At 74.3% G+C, this 18384-nt stretch carries 15 protein-coding genes; 11 read left to right on the top strand and 4 right to left on the bottom strand.

Translation table 11 applies throughout. The features are described 5' to 3' along the window. Positions 1–150: 150 nt before the first annotated feature. Together INN71_RS06245 and INN71_RS06240 are read right to left on the bottom strand one after the other, a co-directional pair. Positions 151–4176 (bottom strand): (Fe-S)-binding protein, encoded by a 4026-nt coding sequence (locus INN71_RS06245; RefSeq protein ID WP_301799890.1) that lies wholly within the window; start codon positions 4174–4176, stop codon positions 151–153. Between the two features lie 261 nt (positions 4177–4437). Beyond that, a complete protein-coding gene (locus INN71_RS06240) occupies positions 4438–5691 on the bottom strand; it encodes an ROK family transcriptional regulator (protein ID WP_301799889.1) in 1254 nt (417 codons plus the stop codon). Between the two features lie 155 nt (positions 5692–5846). Between INN71_RS06240 and INN71_RS06235 the strand changes: the two genes are divergently transcribed. From INN71_RS06235 to sppA, 6 genes are all read left to right on the top strand, one after another. After that, positions 5847–6875, top strand: a complete 1029-nt coding sequence (locus INN71_RS06235) for a substrate-binding domain-containing protein (RefSeq protein ID WP_277499013.1) — start codon at positions 5847–5849, stop codon at positions 6873–6875. Positions 6876–6922: 47 nt separating this feature from the next. Beyond that, positions 6923–7948, top strand: a complete 1026-nt coding sequence (locus INN71_RS06230) for an ABC transporter permease (RefSeq protein WP_277499012.1) — start codon at positions 6923–6925, stop codon at positions 7946–7948. Beyond that, a complete protein-coding gene (locus INN71_RS06225; protein ID WP_301799888.1) occupies positions 7945–8703 on the top strand; it encodes an ATP-binding cassette domain-containing protein in 759 nt (252 codons plus the stop codon). The genes INN71_RS06230 and INN71_RS06225 overlap by 4 nt, the downstream gene beginning before the upstream one ends. A gap of 166 nt (positions 8704–8869) precedes the next feature. After that, the gene (locus tag INN71_RS06220; RefSeq protein ID WP_301799887.1) at positions 8870–9733 is read left to right on the top strand and encodes a sugar phosphate isomerase/epimerase; all 864 of its coding nucleotides are present in this window, start codon (positions 8870–8872) and stop codon (positions 9731–9733) included. A gap of 2 nt (positions 9734–9735) precedes the next feature. Then, complete coding sequence (locus INN71_RS06215) at positions 9736–10473, top strand: nucleoside/nucleotide kinase family protein (RefSeq protein ID WP_301799886.1); 738 nt, start codon at positions 9736–9738, stop codon at positions 10471–10473. A 23-nt stretch (positions 10474–10496) separates the two neighbouring features. Beyond that, positions 10497–12341 carry a signal peptide peptidase SppA gene (gene sppA, locus INN71_RS06210; RefSeq protein ID WP_301799885.1) on the top strand — a complete coding sequence of 615 codons (1845 nt, stop codon included), beginning with the start codon at positions 10497–10499 and terminating at the stop codon, positions 12339–12341. 34 nt (positions 12342–12375) lie between these two features. Here the strand turns inward: sppA and INN71_RS06205 are convergent, their stop codons facing one another. Beyond that, the gene (locus INN71_RS06205; RefSeq protein WP_301799883.1) at positions 12376–12675 is read right to left on the bottom strand and encodes a hypothetical protein; all 300 of its coding nucleotides are present in this window, start codon (positions 12673–12675) and stop codon (positions 12376–12378) included. After that, positions 12672–12989: a WXG100 family type VII secretion target gene (locus tag INN71_RS06200; protein WP_277499002.1), complete on the bottom strand. Its 318-nt coding sequence runs from the start codon at positions 12987–12989 to the stop codon at positions 12672–12674. The genes INN71_RS06205 and INN71_RS06200 overlap by 4 nt, the downstream gene beginning before the upstream one ends. Positions 12990–13190: 201 nt before the next feature. On the opposite strand from INN71_RS06200, the gene INN71_RS06195 reads away from it, so the two are divergent. From INN71_RS06195 to INN71_RS06175, 5 genes are all read left to right on the top strand, one after another. Beyond that, a complete protein-coding gene (locus tag INN71_RS06195; RefSeq protein WP_301799882.1) occupies positions 13191–13520 on the top strand; it encodes a hypothetical protein in 330 nt (109 codons plus the stop codon). Further along, positions 13520–15967: a WXG100 family type VII secretion target gene (locus INN71_RS06190; RefSeq protein WP_301799881.1), complete on the top strand. Its 2448-nt coding sequence runs from the start codon at positions 13520–13522 to the stop codon at positions 15965–15967. The genes INN71_RS06195 and INN71_RS06190 overlap by 1 nt, the downstream gene beginning before the upstream one ends. Continuing rightward, the gene (locus INN71_RS06185) at positions 15964–16350 is read left to right on the top strand and encodes a hypothetical protein (RefSeq protein ID WP_301799880.1); all 387 of its coding nucleotides are present in this window, start codon (positions 15964–15966) and stop codon (positions 16348–16350) included. The genes INN71_RS06190 and INN71_RS06185 overlap by 4 nt, the downstream gene beginning before the upstream one ends. After that, on the top strand, positions 16347–17201 hold the full coding sequence (locus INN71_RS06180; RefSeq protein ID WP_301799879.1) for a hypothetical protein: 855 nt from the start codon (positions 16347–16349) through the stop codon (positions 17199–17201). Before INN71_RS06185 ends, INN71_RS06180 begins: the two co-directional genes overlap by 4 nt. A gap of 223 nt (positions 17202–17424) precedes the next feature. Further along, entirely contained in the window at positions 17425–18360 is a 936-nt protein-coding gene (locus tag INN71_RS06175) for a peptidoglycan-binding protein (RefSeq protein WP_301799877.1), read from the top strand. Positions 18361–18384: the final 24 nt, after the last annotated feature.

The raw sequence follows: 18384 nt of genomic DNA, 5'->3' as shown, positions 1-18384 counted from the left end.
CCCCAGGGCGCCCCGGCTGCGCTGGGCTGTCGGAGTGCGCAGGTTCAGTCGCCGGCGGCCCGTCAGGCTGAACCTGCGCACTCACGGCGAAGGGGCGGCCCCACCCGGAGGTGGGACCGCCCCTTCGTCACCGATCGTCGGCCGCCGGTGTCACAGGTCGAACAACGAGCTGCTCCCGTGGATGTCGGCGTCCGTGCGCGGCGTGTGCGTCGCGCCGCTCGACCGCGGCTTCTCTGCCACCGGCTCCGCTGCGGGCGCGGGCTCGTCCTCCTCCACGGGCTCGACGGCCTGCTCCGGCACCTCGACGTCCGGCTCCGGTACGGCGGGAGCCTCCGCGACTGCCTCCGTCTCGAGGTCGGTGCCCTCGGCCTCGACGGCCTGCGGCTCCGCCTCGGGCTCGACCGTCGCCTCGACCTCGACGGCCTCGACCTCGGCCTCGACGGCCTGCGGCTCGGGCTCCGGCTCGACCGTCGGCTCCGACTCGACGGTCGGCTTCGACTCGACGGTCGCCTCCGGCTCGGCCACCTGCGACTGCGTCGCGGCGGGCGGAGCGGCGGCGGCCGGGGCGGCCGTCACCTCGGGGGCCGGGATGTCGAAGAGCGACCCGGCGCCGTGGATGTCGACGTCCGACCGCGGCGTGCTCACCGTGCCCGACGAGGCCGGGGCGGCCGGCGTGGCGGGCGCGGTGGCCTTCGGGGCCGCCGCGACCTCCGACGCCGGGGCGGTGGGCTCGGGCTCCGCCTCGGGTGCCGTCTCCTCCACCACGGGCTCGGGCTGCGCCTCCACCTCGGGCTCGGCGGGCTCGACCGGGGCGGTGGTGCCACCGTCGGTCGGGCCGGCCTTGGCCACGGGAGCCGGGGCCGCGAGGTCGAAGAGCGAGCCACCCTCGGGGATCGTCGTCGCGGGTCGGGCCTGCGGCGACGCCGGCTTCGGGCTGGCGGCAGCTGCCACCGGGGCAGCCGACGCCGGCTCCGCGGCAGGTGCCTGCGGCTCGGACTCCTCGACCGCCGTCGGCGCGGGCTCCGGCTGCGCCTCGGGCTGCGGCGCCGCCTGCTCGGCCGCCTGCTTGGCCGCCGGCACGGCCGGCTGCGAGGCGACGATGTCGAAGAGCGATCCGCCCGACGACAGGTCGACCTTCGGCTGCTCGACCTTCGGCTGCTCGGCCTTCGGCTCCTCCGCCGTCGGCGCAACCGGCTCGGCGGCCGGCTCGGCGGCGGGCTCGGCAGCCGGCTCCGCCTTCGCGGGGGCGGCCGGAGCGGACGCGGCGATGTCGAAGAGCGAGCCGCCCGAGCCGAGGTCGGCCGCGGGCTTCGCCGCCGGCTCCCCAGCCGGCTCCGCCTTCGCCTCGGGCTCGGCCGGGGCAGCGGGCTGCGCCTTGGCGGCGGGCTGGTCGCCCGCCACGTCGAAGAGCGACCCACCCGAGCCGAGGTCGGCCGCAGGCTTCGCGGCGGGCTCCGCGGGCTCCGCCGGCTCGGCCTTCGTCGCGGGCTCGGCCTTCGCCGCCGGCGTCGCGGGCTCGTCGCCCCCGAGGTCGAACAGCGAACCACCGGAGGCGGGCTTCGCGGCGGGCTCCGCCTTCGTCTCGGCCTCGCCCGTCCCGGCGTTCGCCGGCGTGCGCTGCTGCGACGGGGCGTCGTCGTCGAAGAGCGACGAGGCGGACCCGGCGTCGAACAGCGAGCCGCCCGTGCCCTCCTTCTTCGGCTCCTCCTTCTTCGCCTCCGGGGAGTCGAAGAGGGAGTCACCGCCGGACGCCTTCGCGAGCGGACCCGCGTTGGCCGTCTCGGTGACGGTGTCCTCGGTGATCGTCTCGTCGCCGGCCTCGGGCTCCGCCTTGGTGGACACGTCGTCCCCGCCGGTCGGCGCTGCCTTGGCGGTGCCGTTCTTGGCGCCGGCCCCCGCCGTACCGTTCGCGGCAGCGGCACCCTGGCCCGGGGCCAGCTTGGTGGCCTGCTCGCCCTTCACGGACGCGAGCAGCATCTGCGCGACGTCGAGGACCTCGACCTCCTCGCGGGCCTCGCCCTTCGACTGCTGGGAGGTCAGGCCGTCGGAGATCATCACGCGGCAGAAGGGGCAGCCGACCGCGATCTGGTCGGCACCGGTGCCGACCGCCTCCTTGGTGCGGTTGACGTTGATGCGCTCACCGATGTTCTCCTCCATCCACATGCGCGCGCCGCCGGCGCCGCAGCAGAAGGACCGCTCGGAGTTGCGCTCCATCTCCTTCAGCTCCGCGCCCGGCATGATCTGCAGGAGCTCGCGGGGCGGGGAGTAGACCTGGTTGTGACGCCCCAGGTAGCAGGGGTCGTGGTAGGTGATCTTGCGCTGGTGGGCGCCCGCGCCGTCCGCCACCGGGGTCAGCTTGCCGTCGCGCACGAGGCGGTTGAGCAGCTGGGTGTGGTGGATGACCTCGAGCTCGATGCCGAAGTCCTTGTACTCGTTCTTCAGCGTGTTCATGCAGTGCGGGCAGGTGGAGACGACCTTCTTGGCCTTGAACTCCTTGAGCGTCTCCACGTTCTGCTGGGCCAGGCCCTGGAAGACGAACTCGTTGCCCGCGCGGCGCGCGGAGTCACCGGTGCAGGTCTCGCCGTTGCCGAGCACGCCGAAGCTGATGCCGGCGATGTTGAGCAGCTCGGCCGTGGCGCGGGTGGTCTTCTTCGCGCGGTCCTCGTAGGCGCCGGCACAGCCGACCCAGAACAGCCAGTCGACCTCGTCGAGGGACTCGATCGTCTCGCCGACCACGGGCACCTCGAAGTCGAGGCCCTTCGCCCAGTCCATGCGCGCGTTGGGCGACATGTTCCACGGGTTGCCCTTGTTCTCCAGGCCCTTGAACAGGCCGTTGAGCTCCGCGGGGAAGTTCGACTCGACGAGCACCTGGTAGCGGCGCATGTCCATGATGTGGTCGACGTGCTCGATGTCGACCGGGCACTGCTGGACGCAGGCGCCGCACGAGGTGCAGGACCACAGCACGTCGGGGTCGATCACGGCCGCGCCGTTCTCCGGCATGTAGAACCAGTCGTCGCCGGTGTCGCCGACCAGCGGGCGCTCGGCCTCGCGGGCGAGCACCTCGTCCTTCTCGAGCAGGGCGACCGCGGCCTCGTTCTCCTCGCCGCCCGCCTTGCTGTACGGCGCCTTGGCGTAGGCGTGGTCGCGCAGGCCCATGACGAGCAGCTTCGGGGAGAGCGGCTTCTCGGTGTTCCAGGCCGGGCACTGGCTCTGGCAACGACCGCACTCGGTGCAGGTCGTGAAGTCGAGGATGCCCTTCCACGAGAAGTCCTCGATCTTGCCGACGCCGAGCGTCGACTCCTCGTCGAGGTCGTCGATGTCGTCGAGCGTGACCGGCTTGCCGCCCGAGGTCAGCGGCTTCATGGCGCCGAGCGCGACGCGGCCGCTGCTCTCGCGCTTGAACCAGATGTTCGGCCACGCGGTGAAGCGGTGCCACGCGACGCCCATGTTGAGGTTCGCCGAGATGACGATGAGCCAGACCATCGCGAGCAGGATCTTGATCATCGCGATGACGACGATGATGTTCTCGAGGGTGGCCTCCGAGCCGGCGCCGCTCGGGAAGAGCGCGTTGCCGACGTGGGAGCTCAGCGGGAAGTGGAAGGTCGAGAAGTCCTCGGGGTGGTCGCTGTCGATCTGGCCGAGGTTGTACTCAGCGCCGCGGATGAACAGGATCGCGGAGCCCTCGAGCAGGGCCATGACCTCGACGAAGTAGCCCATCCACTGGTTCGAGCCGTAGAACCGGCTGCTGCGCCCCTCGCGCCGCGGGTGGTGCAGCTGGCGGTAGACGATGAGGAAGATGATGCCGACGGTGCTGAGCAGGCCGAGGCCCTCGCTCGCCCACTCGAAGAGGAAGAAGTGCCCGATGATCGGCAGGGCGAAGTCCGGCGCGAACAGCTGGACGTAGCCGGTCGCCACCGCGGTGGAGAGCAGCAGGAACCCGGCGTACACGAACCAGTGCATGATGCCGACCCAGTGCCACTGGAGCATCCGCGTGTGGAGGAAGGTCTCCTTCACCATGGTCAGCGTGCGCTTGACGGGGAGGTCGGTGCGGCCGGTGACCGGCTGCCCGACGCGGACGGTCGACACGATCGACCGGACTGCCTTCGTGGTCATCGCGACCGCCACGGCGGTGAACGCCAGGGAGACCACGATGGCGACGATCTGGATAGCACTCATGTGTGCGGGGCTCCTCTGATCACAGGCGCTCGTGCCGGCCACATCGGCACGCGCGCGTCGTCCGACCTTAGTGTTCAGGCGTTCGCTGCGTCACACCAACTTCTGTGACACGGATCCTACTAGGCGGTAACTTCGAGGGTACGGCGCGCCCTGCCCGCCCCGGTCCGCGGGGCGGGTGGCGAGGGGGCCGGAGACCAGCCGGGAGCGGGCCGGCAGCCGCGCAGGAGCAGGCCGGGAGCGGGCCGGGAGTCGGGCCGAGGCTCAGGCCGAGGCGGCGGGGTCGGCCAGCGCGGCGTCCACGGTGGCCGGCGCGAAGACGTGGTCGGCGAGCAGGAGCGCGAGGCCCACGGACCCCGCCCGCTCGTCGAGGCGGCTGCGGCGCAGCTCGAGGCGGCGCGTGGCGAGCGGCAGCGAGCGGGAGTAGACCATCTCGCGCAGCCCCGCGAAGATCTGCTCCTCGGCCTCCGCCAGCTGCCCGCCCACGACGACGACGCGCGGGTTGAGGATGTTGACCGTCTCGGCCAGGGCCACGCCCAGCACCCGGCCGGCGGCGCGCGCGAGGCCCACGGCGACGGGGTCCGCCGTACGGATGCGCTCCACGACCTCGTCGACGGTCGACACGTCCCGCCCGGCGGCGGCCAGGTCGCGGATCATCGCCCACCCGCCGGCGCGGGCCTCGACGCACCCGCTGTTGCCGCAGCGGCACAGCGGGCCGACGTCGCCGTCCTCGCCCGTGGCCTGGGTGTGCCCGATGTCGCCCGCGGCGCCGTCGGCCCCGCGGTGGATGCGACCGCCGGCGATGATGCCGGCGCCCACGCCCGTGCCGAGCTTGAGCATGAGGAAGGTGTCGGCCGTGCCGTAGTGCGTGCGGTACTCGCCCCACGCCATCGCCGTGGCGTCCTTCTCCAGCAGCAGCGGGCAGTCGTAGGTGCGCGCGAACCAGCCGCGGATGTCGAAGCGGTCCCAGCCCGTCATGATCGGCGGGCTGACGACGGTGGCCTGCTCGCGGTCGACCGGGCCGGGCACCGACAGGGCGACGCCCCGCACGTCGGCCGCCGTCCGCCCGCAGGCGGTGAGCAGCTCGGCGAAGAGGGGGTCGACGCGGGCCAGCACGGCCTTGGGGCCCTCGGTGACGTCGCTGACGAGGGGCCGGTCCTCGAGCACGCGCCCGCTCAGGTCGCAGATCGCGGCCCGCAGGGCGGTCGCCCCGATGTCGCAGACGAGGAGCACGCCGCGCTCGACGTTGAAGGCGAAGCTGCCGGCGGGGCGACCGCGGCCGCGGCCCGGCACGACGTCGGGCCCGCGCTCGACCAGGAGCCCCGCCTCGGTGAGCAGGTCGATGCGCTGGTTGACCGTGGAGCGCGACAGCCCGGTCAGCGTCATGACGTCGGTGCGGGTCAGCGGGGAGCGGGCGCGGAAGAGGGCCAGCAGCTCGCCGGGGCCGACGATGCCGGCCGGGGGGACGGGTACGCCGAGGGGCGGCGTCCCGATCGGCCCGGCGGGCGTGGTCGTCATGGCTGCACCCTATTAAGGAACGGCCACGACGAAAAGAGGGTGATTAATGATTGACAGAAGTCATTAATCAGGGTGTGATGCTCCGGACCCCATGACCCGGGTCACAGCACCCGCCGCGACGACGTCGTCGTGGCACCGATCCGAAGGACCCCCCGATGAGTCGTGCGCCCCACCTCCGCCGCCTGGCCCCCCTCGCCGTCGCGGCCAGCCTCTGCCTCGTCGCCTCTGCCTGCGGGAGCGACTCGTCCTCCGGCTCGGGCGGTGGTGACGGTTCCGTCGCCGCCGTGATCAAGGGCCTCGACAACCCGTTCTTCCAGCAGATGGAGGCGGGCATCGACGCCGGTGCGCAGGACGGCGACCTCGAGGTCGACGTGCAGGCCGCGGCCGACATCACCGACACCACGGGCCAGCTCGACAAGCTCAACGTCGTCGCGGGCCAGGACCCGGGCTGCGTCATCGTCAACCCGATCGACGGCACCAACCTCGTGCAGGGCCTCGCCGCCCTCGCGGCGAAGGACGTGCCGATCGTCAACATCGACAGCCCCGTCGACGCCGACGCCGCGAGCCAGGCCGACGCCACCCCCGCGACGTACATCGGGACGGACAACACCGAGGCCGGCCGCATGGCGGGCGAGCACATGCTGACCCTCCTGCCCGAGGGCGGCGACGTGGCGCTCATCGGCGGCATCGCCGGCGACGTGACCAGCAACGCCCGCCTCGACGGCTTCACCGAGGCGGCCGGCGACGGCGTCTCGATCGTCCAGACCGTGTCGGCGAACTGGTCGCGCGACGAGGCGCTGACCCAGGCCACCACCCTGCTGCGCGCCAACCCCGAGCTGGCCGGCTTCTTCGTCGCGAACGACGACATGGCGCTCGGCGTGGCCCGCGCGGTCTCCGACGTCGGGCGCACCGGCGAGGTCGAGATCATCAGCGTCGACGGGGTCGAGGACGGTCTCAACGGCGTCGCCGAGGGCGGCATCTCCGCGGTCGTCGCGCAGTACCCCTACGCCATCGGCGAGATGGGCGTGAACGCCTGCCGCGCCGCGATCGCGGGCGAGGACCTTCCCGAGGAGGTCACCGCGCCCATCGCGCTGGTGACCGCCGACAACGTGCAGGACGCCCTCGACGCCGCCCCGGCGCCGTTCGAGGAGTACGACGACCCGTTCGCCGCGCTCGTCGACTGACGCACGAGCACCGCACCGCACCCCCGCACAGCAACCGAGGAGCCACGATGTCCACCGCCGCCACCGGTACGCCGGCCGGTCCCACCGCGTCGAAGGCGACGCCCCCCGCGAACCGGGGAGGCGCCGGCCACGCGGTCGCCAGCCGCCTGCGCGACGTCGGCTTCTGGGCCGACTGGGCCGCCCTCGTCGGGCTGATCGTGCTCGTCGCCGTCTTCACGGCGCTCGAGCCGTCGTTCCTCAGCTCGGGCAACGTCACCGGCATGCTGTCGGCCTCCGCGGCGCTGGTGATCCTGGCCGTCGCGCAGACCTTCGTCGTCGCCACGGCCGGCATCGACCTGTCGATCGCGTCGGTGACGACGCTCGGCATCGTGGTCCTCGGCCAGCTGTACGCCGGCGGGCAGTCCCTCGGGGTGGCGTTCGCCGGCGCCGTCCTCGCGGGGCTGCTCGCCGGGCTCCTCAACGGGTTCCTCGTCGCGAAGGCGGGCATCACCGACTTCGTCGTCACCCTGGGCATGCTGTCGGCCGCCTCCGGCCTGGCGCTGGTGCTCTCCGACGGCCAGCCCGTCACCGTCACGGAGTCCTTCTTCTTCGACATCTCCCTCGACGGCCCGGTCGAGATGGTGACCTGGATCGTCGTCATCGCCGCCGTCATCGCGGTCGTCGCCCACGTCGTGCTCTTCCACACCCGGTTCGGCACGCACGTGCTCGCCACCGGTGGCTCGCCCGAGGCGGCGACGGCCACCGGCATCTCGACCGCCCGCGTCAAGGTCGCCGTCTACGCGGTGGCGGGCCTGCTCGCCGGCATCGCCGCGATCATCATCGTGGCCCGCCTCGGGTCCACGCCGCCCGCGGCGAACACGGCGTACCTGCTCAACTCGGTCGCCGCGGTCGTGCTCGGCGGCGTCAGCCTCTTCGGCGGCAAGGCCAGCATCCTCGGCCCCGTCTTCGGTGCGCTGCTGCTGACCGTGCTGCTCAACGGCCTGACGACGCTCGGCGTCTCGCAGTACTACCAGCCCCTGTCCGTCGGTGTCGTCGTCGTCGCGGCGGCCTTCCTGATGAGGTTCCAGAAGTGAACGCGCTCGAGAAGAAGACCGCCGCCGGCCCGATCGTCGAGGCGCGCAACGTCTCGCTGTCCTTCGGCAGCGTCAAGGCGTTGCAGGACGTCAGCGTCACCGTGGCGCCGGGCGAGATCACCGCGCTCGTCGGCGACAACGGCGCCGGCAAGTCCACCCTCGTGCGCTGCTTCTCGGGCGTGCACCGCCCGCAGTCCGGCGAGGTGCTCCTCGACGGCCGCCCCGTCGCGTTCTCCTCGCCCGAGGCCGCGCGCTCCGCGGGCATCGAGACGGTCCACCAGAACCTCGCGCTCGTCGAGGACCTCACGGTCTGGCAGAACCTCTTCCTCAACCGCGAGCTCACCCGCTTCGGCATGCTCGACCGCCGTCGGATGAAGGCCGAGGCCCAGAAGATGGTCTCCGAGCTCGCGGTCAACGTGCCCGAGGTGACCTCGCGGGTACGCCGGCTCTCCGGCGGCCAGCGCCAGGCCGTCTCCATCTGCCGCGCGGCCGGGTTCTCCTCGCGCCTCGTGATCATGGACGAGCCGACCGCCGCGCTCGGCGTGCAGGAGACCGCCCGGGTGGAGGAGCTCATCCTGCGCCTGCGCGACGAGGGCCACGCCGTGCTCCTCATCAGCCACAACTTCGACCAGGTCGTGCGCCTGAGCCAGCAGGTCTGGGTCATGCGCGCCGGCCGCTGCGTCGCGGGCCGCCGCACCGACGCGACCACCGGCCAGGAGATCGTCGGCCTCATCACCGGCGCCATCGCCGCCTGAGCCCCGGTCGGGTGGTCGGCCGCGAGCCGGCCGCCCGGCCGGCCACCACGCCGTACCCCCGGCCCCACCCGCCGCACCCAACGCCGTACACCCGCCGCACCCCGGCGCGTCCCCGGCCGCCGCGACCCGGCGCCGTACCTCCCTGCACCCGAAAGGCACCCCTGAGATGACGAACCCGCTGGGCGTCCACGCCCTCGTCTGGGTCGGTGGCACCACGCCCGCCGACGTCGCGACCGCCGTCGCGAAGACGAAGGAGGCCGGCTACGACCTCCTCGAGCTGTCGCTGCACGACGCCGTCAACCTGGACGTCGCGTCGGCCCGCGCGGCCATCGACGAGGCCGGCCTCGCCGTCGCCTGCTCCCGCGGGCTGGCCTTCGACGCTGACGTCTCGAGCGCGGACGGGGCCGTCGTGGAGCGCGGCGAGAAGCTGCTGCAGGACTCCCTCGTCACCACCCACGACCTCGGCGGGACGCACTTCACCGGCGCGCTCTACTCCGCCCTGGGCAAGTACGGCGCGCCCCTGAGCACGCAGGGCCGCGCCAACGTCGTGCGGGTGCTGACCGACCTCGCTGCCGAGGCGGCCGGGCGCGGCATGACGCTGGGCCTGGAGATCTGCAACCGCTACGAGACCAACGTCATCAACACCGCCGCGGACGCGCTGCGCCTGGCCGACGACATCGGCGCGGACAACGTGACGATCCACCTCGACACGTACCACATGAACATCGAGGAGGACTCGCTCTCCGAGCCGGTCCGTCTCGTCGGGGACCGCCTGGGCTACGTCCACGTCGGCGAGAACCACCGCGGCTACCTCGGGCAGGGCCACATCGACTTCGACGGGTTCTTCGGCGCCCTTTCGGAGATCGGCTACACCGGCCCCATCACGTTCGAGTCGTTCTCGTCGGCCGTCGTCTCCCCGACGCTGTCGAACGACCTCGCCGTGTGGCGCAACCTGTGGGACGACGGCATGGACCTCGCCGTGCACGCCCGCGAGTTCATGGCCGCGCGCCTGGCCGCCCACCAGGGGTGAGCGTGCCCGCGTCCGGTCCCGACCTCCCCGGTCTCCCCGGCCTCGTCGCTCGCGCGCACGCCCTGGTGGCGCGGGTCGCGGCGGCGGGCGGGGGCCGCGCCGTCCTCGGCGTGGTCGGCGCCCCCGGCGCGGGCAAGTCGACGCTCGTCGAGACGCTGCTCGCCGCGCTCGCGGCGAGCCCGCCCACCGGGCAGGGGCCGGGCTGGGTCGCCCACCTGCCGATGGACGGGTACCACCTCGCCGACGCCCAGCTCGACCGCCTGGGCCGCCGCGAGCGCAAGGGCGCGCCGGACACGTTCGACGCCCGGGGCTACGCCGCGACCCTGCGGCGCTGCCGCACCGAGCGGGAGCACACCGTCTTCGTGCCCGGCTTCGAGCGCACCCTCGAGCAGCCGCTCGCGGCCGCGCTGGCCGTGCTGCCCGAGGCCGCGCTCGTCGTCACCGAGGGCAACTACCTGCTGCTCGGGGCTGCCGGGGCTGCCGGGGCTGCCGGCGACGGCGGGGACCCGGCGCACCAGGAGCAGGGCTGGGGCGAGGTCGCGGCCGCCATCGACGAGACCTGGTACGTCGAGGTGCCCGACGCCGTGCGCCGTGAGCGGCTCGTCGCCCGGCACGTGCGGTTCGGCAAGACGCCCGCGGACGCGGCCGCCTGGGTGGACACGGTGGACGAGCCGAACGCACGCCTGGTGGCCACGGGACGCGCGCTCGCCGACCTCGTCGTGGACCCCGACGGGCTCTGACCCGCCCCCGTAGGGTCGAGGTCATGGCGCCCGTCCGACTCCCCGACGTTGTCCGCCCCTACCTCGAGCCGCTCCTCGGCCCGCTCGGCTCGGCCGGCGGTCCCGCCCTCGCCCGCCTGCGTCGGGTGCGGGGCACGGAGCGCCTGCTCCTCGAGCTGGACCTGACGCGCGGACTCCTCGAGGCGCCGCCGACCTCGCCGGTCGCGGCGCTGCGGTCGCTCCAGACGCCCACGCTGCGGGGCCTCGTGACCGCGCTGGGCAAGGCGGCCGAGGACGACGTCGTGGTCGGGCTCGTCGCGCACCTCGGCGGTGACCTGGGGCTGAGCGCCGGGGACGAGCTGCGGGCCGCCGTGACCGGCTTCCGGGCCTCGGGCAAGCGCGCCGTGGCCTGGGCGGAGACCTACGGCGAGATGGTGGGCGGCAACGCGGCGTACCACCTCGCCAGCGCCTTCGAGGAGGTGTGGGTGCAGCCGACCGGGCAGGTCGGCCTCGTCGGGGCGCACGCGGAGGTCGTGTTCCTGCGCGGCGCGCTCGACAAGCTCGGCGTGACGACGCAGCTCGGGCAGCGCCACGAGTACAAGTCGGCCGCGAACACGTTCCTCGAGCGCGGCATGACCGACCCCCACCGCGAGATGATGACGCGCATCGTCGACTCGGTGACCGAGACGCTCGTCGCCGACGTCGCGCGGGGCCGCGGGCTCCCGGTCACCGACGTGCGGGCGGCCCTCGAGGCCGGCCCGCTCACCCCCGAGGACGCGCTCGCGCGGCGCCTCGTGGACCGGATCGGCTACCGCGAGGACGTCTACGCGGCGGTGCGCGCCTCGCTGACGGACGGGGACGTCGACGCCGACGGGCCCGTGCTGCGCTTCGTCGAGCGCTACGCGAAGCCGGGCGGCCCGCTCGGCGGGCTCAAGGACCAGCTGCCCAGCGGCCGCGGCAAGGGCGTCGTCGCTGTCGTCGGTGCCTACGGCCCCATCCACCTCGGCCGCAACGGCGGACCCAACCCGATGAGCGGGCCGAGCATCGGGTCCGACTCCCTGGCCACCGCGCTGCGCACGGCCGGCAACGACCCGGACGTGCGCGCCGTCGTGCTGCGCATCGACAGCCCCGGCGGCTCCGCCGTCGCCTCCGACGCCGTGCGACGCGCCGTCCTGCAGGTGCGCTCCGAGGGCACCCCCGTCGTGGCGTCCATGGGGGCGGTCGCGGGCTCGGGCGGCTACTTCATCGCCATGCCGTGCGACGAGATCGTCGCCGGGGCCATCACGCTCACCGGGTCGATCGGCGTGCTCGGCGGCAAGCAGGTGCTCTCCGACACCCTGGCCCGCATCGGCGTCGAGCGCGAGACCGTGCGCGCCGGGCGGTTCAGCGACATGTTCTCCACCGACCGCCCCTTCGACGAGGAGGAGTGGGCGCGGGTCGAGGGCTGGCTCGACGCCATCTACGACGACTTCACGACGAAGGCGGCACAGGACCGCGGCATGGCGGTCGCCGACCTCGAGCGGGTGGCCCGCGGCCGGGTCTGGACGGGCGCCGACGCGGCCGAGCGCGGCCTCGTCGACCGTCTCGGCGGGCTCGCGCACGCCGTCGACCGGGCCTGCGGCCTCGCCGGTACGACGCGCCGCGACGTCGACGTGCGCGCCTGGCCGAAGCCCAACCCGTTCGCCGCGCTCACCCCGCCCGAGAGCAGCGAGGCGCCCGCGGCGGCGTACCTGACCGGTCCCCCCGCCCCGTCGGTGGCCGCAGCGCTGCTCGGCCAGGCCGGCGAGGGCGTCGGCGCGGTCGACCAGGTGCTCCGGCTGCTCGTCACCCACGCCGGGCTGCCGGCGTACGGCGCGCTCACCATGCCGGGGCGGATCACGCTGCGCTGAGCGGCGGCGGGGCGTGCCCCGCCCGGGCGTGGGGTCAGCCCAGCAGGGCCGCGTTGCGGACCTCCGCCTCGCGGCAGCGCTCGGCGTGGCTCTCGACCTCGCCCACCACCTGGGTGAGGGCCTCGGCCAGGCTGTCCACGTCGGTGGACAGCCGCTGCTCGGTGCGGCGCTGCGCCACCCGGGAACCGGTCTCCTCCGACCAGCCGGCCGTCTGGCGGTCCACCGCCTCGGCGAGGTCGGAGATGAAGGTCCGGATCTCGTCCGTGGCGTCCCGCAGGGTCTGGGCGATCGCGTCGAGCGACGCCTCGTGGTAGACGAGTCCGCGCTCGCTCACACCGCACCCCCGCCGAGCCGCGAGGTCAGGGAGGCCATCGTCGAGGCGACCTGCACGTCGTTGGGCGCGTGCTCCGCGTCGACGCCGGCCAGTGCCTCGGCGTAGGACTGCAGCGCCGGCACGAGGGTGGCGGCGGACTCGAACCAGCCGCTCACGGCGGTGCCGAACGCGACGGCTGCGTTGCCCTGGAAGCCGGTCAGGTCGGTCTCGAGGGAGTCGCTCAGCGACTGCAGGAACTCCTGGAAGGTGGTGCAGGCCGTCTGCACCGTCTGGGCGGCCGTCGACTGCTCGCCGACGGTGAGCTGGATGTCCATCGCGGGGTCCTTCGTCCGGGTGCCGGGGGAGGGTCGACCGCGGTCGGCCCGAGGGGCAGTGTCGGCACCGCACGGCCGGGTCAAACCTCGATCCGCGGGTTTGGGCGCGTCCCGCCCCGGGGATCCCTGGTGCCGGTCGGCGAGCTCGGGTGTCGCCGGCCCCCCGCCCCGTCCACCCGTCCAGCAGCAGGAGGTAGCACCGTGCCGTCCTACGACTACGAGGTGGACCTGCCGAGCCTCGCCGAGGCCGCGCAGGGTCTCGCCGAGACCGTGCAGCTGTTCAAGGACAAGGACGTGGAGGACCTCGTCCCGTCCCGCGACGCCATCGGCCACGACGGCCTGTGGGACGCGGTCGACGAGTTCAAGGGGCGGTGGGAGGAAGGCATGAACAACCTCTGCCAGGACGTCGAGGAGATGGCCGGCCGGCTCGGGAAGATCACCATGAACTACGCGGAGGCCGACCAGGCCGGCAACGACGGGTTCACCCGCGTCGCCGGCTCGGTCGGGGACGTCGACGTCCTGGGTGCCTGATGACGACCGGCTGGCCGCCCGCGCTGGCGGGCACGGGCCGTTTCCACATCCCGGGTGACCCGGGCGCGATCCGGAGCCGCGCGGCGACGATGCGCGCCAAGGGCCAGACGTTCTTCGACACCGGGGACGCGCTGTCGCGGATCGACACGCAGGGCTGGATCGGGCGCGCCGCCGACATGTTCCGCGACGCCCACGAGACCGAGCCGCACCGCTGGACGCAGGCGGGGAACGGCTTCATGCGGGCCGCCCGCGCGCTCGAGGGCTTCGCCGACGTCGTCGAGTCGGCCCAGGCGACCGCGGAGTGGGCGACGCGCGAGTACGAGCGTGGGGAGCAGGTCACCGCCGACGCCCGCTCGGCGTACGACGCCGACGTCAGCCGGGCCCGCAGCGAGGCGGACGCCCTGCGGGCGCAGGGCCAGACCGTCAACCTGACCATCCACCCCTTCTCCGACCCCGGCGACGACGTGCGCCGCAACGCCGAGGCCGAGTTCGAGCGCGCCCGCGCCGAGTGGGACCGGGCCGGCAGCTCCTGCGCCTCCGAGGTGCGGGCCGGCTGCGCCGACGCCCCCGAGGAGCCGAACTGGCTGGAGTCGGGCCTCGACTTCGTCGGCGGCGTCTTCACGGGAGCCGGCGAGGCGCTCTGGGACCTGGTCTCCATGTCGCCGCTCGGCCTCGTCTCCATCGTCGAGGCCGCCTGGAAGCTCTCCACCGGGCAGCTCACGCCGGAGGAGTACGCCATGCAGTGGCAGCTCCGCGTCGAGGACGCCGAGGCCATGCTGCAGGCGCTGCAGGACGACCCGCTGGAGTTCGGCAAGCAGCTCGGCAAGGGGCTGCTCGACTGGGACACCTGGGCCGACGACCCCGCTCGTGCGATCGGCCACCTCGTGCCCGACGCCATCGCGGCGGTCTTCTCGGGCGGCACGGCGACGGCCGCGACCCGCGGCGCCGGCAGCATCGACAACGTGCTCGACGGGCTGCAGGCCGCGAGCCGCGGCAGCCGCGGGCTCGACGGCCTCGACCTCCCCGGCAGCGGGCTGCCCGGGGGACGCGGCGGCACCCCCGACCTGTACGACGGCCCCTCCCCGGACGGCCCCGACGGCCCCGGCGGTCCCGACGGTCCGGGCTCCCCGGGCTCCCCGGGCTCCCCGGGCTCCCCGGGCTCCCCGGGTACGCCGGGTGGTGGCGGCTCCGGCTCGCCGGGTGGCCCGCGCTCGCCCGAGGGTCCGGGCACGCCCGGCGCCCCCGAGGACCGGGGCACGGGCGGCGGCTCGGGCGGCTCGGGTGGTTCCGGCGGTGGCTCGGGTGGCTCCGGCTCGTCCGGCGGGTCCAGCGGCGGGTCCGGTGGCGGGACGGGTGGTTCCGGCTCGTCCGGCGGCTCCGGCCAGCCCGGTGGGTCCGGTTCCGGTGGCTCGTCCGACCCGTCCGGTGGGGGCAAGCCGGACGGCGACGGGGACGACGGCGGCAGCCGGCCCCCGCGCGACGTCGAGGGCGGCGACACCGGGGGCGGTGACCGCGGTGGTGACGGCCGTGGTGACGGCGAGGGTCGTGGCGACGGTGACCGCAACGACGGTGACCGCAACGACGGCGACCGCAACGACGGCGACCGCAACGACGGCGACCGCAACGACGGCGACGGCGACCGCGGTGACGGAGACCGGGGCGACGGCGACGACGCCGACGACCCGCGCACCGGCGACGACGACAGCACGCCCGGCGACCCGCCGCGGGACGGTGACCGCGACGGCGACGGCGACGGCGACATCCCGCCGCGGGAGTACAGCGAGTACCGCCACGACCTGCGCGACCAGCTCGGCTCGGAGGAGGCCTACCGCGAGTTCCAGGAGGCCGTCCGCACGCCGGTGGACGAGCTCACGGTCGAGCAGCGTCAGCTGCTCATCGAGCAGCGCGCGCAGTACGAGCTGAACCCCGACACCGAGTTCCAGCGCGTGCTCAACCCGAACCACGTCGAGGGCATCCTCGACAACAACCAGTTCAGCCGGACCGCGGGCGGGTTCACCGCCCGCCTGGAGGACGTCGCGGACATCAACACGCCCCGCGAGGCCTTCGACGACCTGGCGCTGGACTACGGCGGACACCCCTTCAACGACCCCGACACCGGTCAGCTGCGCGACTCCATCCCCGTCATGCGCTACCAGGTCGAGGACGTCTCGGTCTACGAGGTGCCGACGCGGCCGAGCCTCTACGAGGGCACGGGCATGGATGCCCCGGACCAGCGGGGGAGCTACGACGACCCGCCGCCGTTCACCGGCAACGGCTTCACCAGCGGCGACATCCCGCGGCCCGAGTGGACGACGCCCGACCGCGACAACCCGGCGGTCCTGCGCGAGGGCGCCCAGATCTGGGAGCTGCGCTCGGACGGCACCGAGCGGCTGATGGGCGAGTACACGCTGGTCGACGGTGAGCTGAAGTGGGTGCGGACGCCGTGAGCGCACGGGTGCAGCGTCAGCCCGGGCTCTACGCCCGGCGCGACGGCACGGAGGTGCCCGCGCGACCGGGGAGGGGCACGTCGTACCTCGTGGGGGTCGACGGCTCGCTCGAGCGGGTCGACGGCGCCGACCTCGACGCCGTGGTCGACGTGCGGGTCGAGGCGTCGTACGACGGGGTGCTCGTCGTGCTGCTGGGCTTCGACGACGAGCACGCCTGGTGGCGGGTCAACGGCTCGCAGCTGCGTGACGAACTGGCCGCGGTCGGGCTGGAACCCGTCGGCGGCGACCGCCAGGAGGGCTGGCAGTACCGCGTGCCGGTCGACCGGCTGTCCGACTGGCGTGAGAGCGTCACCGAGAGAACCCCCCGAGGAGGCCGACCATGACCGCGGTGCTGCAGAAGCTGCTCACCCGCGACGCCGCCCGCCGCATCACCCACTCCGGTGCGGGCCACGTCGAGGGCCCCGTGGTGGGCGCCGGTGACTTCGCGGACGCGACGCCCGCGCAGATGGCGGACGCCTACGGCCTGGACCCGGCGGCGCTGGGGCTCGACGCGTTCGGGTACGTGGACCTGCTCCGCTTCCGCACCCACGACCTGATGAACCTGCAGACGCCGGCGGCCGTCGGTCCGCAGCCGTGGCCGACGTACGACATGGGGTTCCTCCGCGACGGCGCCCCCGTGTGGTGGCTGGAGCGCACCCGCATCCCGATGGGCGCCGAGTACTGGCGGATCCAGGCGGACGGCACCCAGCAGCACCTCTCGACGTACGCCTCCCCGGCGCTCGGCTGGTCGGGCGCCCGCAGCTACCGGCCCCCGGTCGACCTGGTGGGCACGCGCGCCGTGTTCCGCGGCCGCGACCTGCCCGCCGAGCTCACGCCCGAGCGCGACCGCGTCGAGGTCGTGCTCGTGGGGGCGGCGGCCGACGCGGCGGAGGGGTTCGAGGACCTCGAGGAGGTGCGCCCCGGCGTGCGGCGGCTGCTCGTCGAGCTGGACGCGTGCGAACGGTTCTACGACCTGGTCGTGGCGGCCCGCTGGCGGGGTCAGCAGGTCCGCGTGCTCGAGCAGGACGGCACGTCGGCCCGGCTCGAGCTCACCGTCGCGACGGCCCCCGCGGTGGAGCGGCTCGGGGCGACCGAGGTCGAGCCCGGCTGCTTCGAGGTCGTCGCTCCGCGCGCCGAGCTCGTCGAGCTCGAGGCGCGCGAGCGGTCGCTGCCGGGCGCGGTCGCGGCCGAGTGAGCTGACGGGGCCGGCCCCGTGCCGACGGCCCCAGCGCGCCGGCACGGGCCCACCGGCACCCGGTGACCAGCGCAACGACAGGCCGTGACGCAGGTCTCGCCCGTCGCGACCCGGCACCTTCCGGTGGCGAGCCCCTTGTCCGGGGTCCGCGCCGCCCACCAGCCTGGGCGCAGCGGTCGGCGCAGACGGGTGCCGACCGGGTCGTTCTCGGGAGGAACCACCCATGACCCGCACGTTCCGCCGACGGCTCGCGGCCGTCGTACTCACCCTCGTGACCGCCCTCGGCCTCGCCCTGACCGCGGCCGCGCCGCCGGCGCAGGCCGCCTGGCCGGTGCTGCAGCAGGGCTCGAGCGGCCCCGATGTCACCGCCGTGCAGCACCTGCTGACCGCGCGCGGCCACGCCACGGGCGCGGACGGGGCGTTCGGGCCGGGGACCGCGTCGTCGGTGCGGGCCTTCCAGTCCGCCCGCGGTCTCGCGGCCGACGGCGTGGTCGGCCAGGCCACCTGGGGCGCGCTGGTGGTCACCGTGCGCCAGGGGGACTCGGGCCCCGCGGTGCGGGCCGCGCAGGTGATGCTGAACAAGCACGGCGCCGGTCTCGGGGTCGACGGTGCGTTCGGGGCGGGCACCGCCGCGGCGGTGCGTTCCTTCCAGTCGGCCCGCGGGCTCACCGCCGACGGCATCGTCGGCCCGGTGACCTGGGAGGCGCTGGCCGGCGGGGGCGGAGGCGGCAGCGCCGGCTGGGCGCTGATGATCCCGCGCTCCAACCTGCCGCGCTCGGAGTTCGACGACCCCCACCACGACTACCCGGCCCTCGACCTGCCCACGGCGACCGGAGTGCCGGCGTACGCCGTGACGGGCGGCACCGCGACGGCGACGAGCAACAGCCGCTGCGGCAACGGCGTCAGCCTCGTCGCGGGTGGCGTCACGTACCTCTACTGCCACTTCTCGAGCCACGCGTTCTCGGGCACCCGCACGGTCGCGGCGGGCCAGCTGCTGGGGCGCACCGGGAACACGGGCAACTCCACCGGGCCGCACCTGCACTTCCAGATCACCGCGGGCGGCGCGCTGCGGTGCCCGCAGGCGTTCGCCCTGGCGCTGTACGACGGCCGCACCCCGCCGTCGCCGTCGTCGCTGCCGACGTCGGGCTGCATCGGCTGAGCCCCGCGGTCGGCCTACGGTGGG

Source organism: Nocardioides sp. ChNu-153, from assembly GCF_030466625.1.
In the GTDB taxonomy this organism is placed as follows: Bacteria; Actinomycetota; Actinomycetes; order Propionibacteriales; family Nocardioidaceae; genus Nocardioides.
The sequence above is the reverse complement of the archived record's forward strand: the minus strand, read 5'-3'. Positions and strand labels throughout refer to the sequence as shown.